This window comes from Arthrobacter sp. JCM 19049, assembly GCF_001310435.1.
Genome location: NZ_BAXF01000534.1, coordinates 1 through 1,421, shown reverse-complemented (window position 1 = coordinate 1,421; position 1,421 = coordinate 1). Strand labels below are relative to the sequence as shown.

Sequence of the window (1,421 nt, the reverse complement as noted above, 5' to 3'; positions counted from 1 at the left end):
CTGCCGGCCCGCGCGCCGGCCGGACCGGGCGGTAGGCCCACGCACCGGGGAACGAAAAAAGGTGGATGGATCCGTGCGGATCCACCCACCTTTTTGCCGGTGCGGTGACTAACGTCGCGGCAGGTCTTAGTCGTTCTGGTGCATGGTGACTTCGGCCGAGTCGGCGCGCCCCATCAGGTGCATCGGAATGGCGAAGCCAGGGAGACCAGGGCGAAGCACAGGATCGAGGGGATCCAGGCGTTGTCCAGCGACCAGAACGACAGGGCGTAGATGCCACCGGCGAACATGACGAAGAAGATCACAAAGCTGATGACGTTGCCAACCAGGCGACCCTCGCCGGAGTGGGAGACGTTCTTGTCGTTCGAGTACACTATTTCTCCTTGTGGAACGAAAACCTGCGGCCGGTTAGTAGCCGGTCCCGCCTTGTCCTCCCTCTAGGATAGCAACTCCTGAGCTGGACCCAAGACGGGTGGCGCCGGCGGCGATCATGGCCCGCGCGGTTTCCAGGGTGCGCACCCGCCGGAGGCCTTGACGCCCATCTGTTCGCCCACGGTGCGGCGCATCAGCTCCACATCCTCCACGGTGGCCCCGCCGGTGGAGAAGCCGGTGGAGGTCTTCACGAAGTCGGCGCCCGCGGACTTGGCGGAGGTGCAGGCCAGCACCTTGGCCGACTCGTCCAGCAGGGCGGTTTCAATGATGACCTTCAAGATCGCCCCGCCCTCATGCACTGCCTGGGCGACCGCGAAGATGTCGTTGACCAGCGCGTCCCCATCCCCGCGTAGCGCGGCGGCCACGTCGATGACCATGTCAATTTCGTTCGCGCCGTCGGAGATCGCCTGCTTGGCCTCAAACACCTTGGTTTCGGTGGTGCTGGCCCCCAATGGGAAGCCGATGACCGAGCAGGTGAGCACGTCACTGCCGGCCAGCTCACGGGCAACGGTGGAAACCCACAGCGGGTTCACGCACACCGACTTGAAGTGGTACTGCTTGGCCTCGGTGCAGATCTGCACGATCTGCTCCCGGGAGGCGTTCTGCGCCAGCAGCGTGTGGTCGATGTACCCGGCAATGTCCTGGGCGGAAAGTTCGGTCATGATCATCCTTGCCAATCGTCGGGGCTGGGGTCCAAGGACCGCAGCCGAACACTAAAAGCGAACTGTGAAATCGTGGGGTCTTCAGGACCTGCGGGTGGGGGCTAGCTGTCGGCGAAAAATTCGGCGAGCTCGGCCTTGATGGCCACGCACTCGGCGGTAGCCTGCTCACGCAGTGCGCCCACCGGGGCTCCTGGATCCACCGACACGATGGTCTCGATGTAGCACTTGAGTTTCGGTTCGGTGCCGGAGGGACGGATGATGACCCGGGCCCGGTTGGCGGTGTGCAGCACCACCGCATCGGTGGCCGGCAGCTGCGCGCCTGCGCGGGCC

1 protein-coding gene and 2 pseudogenes are annotated in these 1,421 nt (G+C 64.7%); all 3 read right to left on the bottom strand.

Annotated elements, in window-relative coordinates; all coding sequences use genetic code 11:
* Nucleotides 1–173: 173 nt before the first annotated feature.
* Nucleotides 174–371, bottom strand: a complete 198-nt coding sequence (locus JCM19049_RS14190) for a hypothetical protein (protein WP_279403269.1) — start codon at nt 369–371, stop codon at nt 174–176.
* 34 nt (nt 372–405) lie between these two features.
* A pseudogene (gene deoC / locus JCM19049_RS14185) lies at nt 406–1,091 on the bottom strand (deoxyribose-phosphate aldolase).
* A 101-nt stretch (nt 1,092–1,192) separates the two neighbouring features.
* A pseudogene (locus JCM19049_RS14180) lies at nt 1,193–1,421 on the bottom strand (phospho-sugar mutase); the annotation flags it as partial.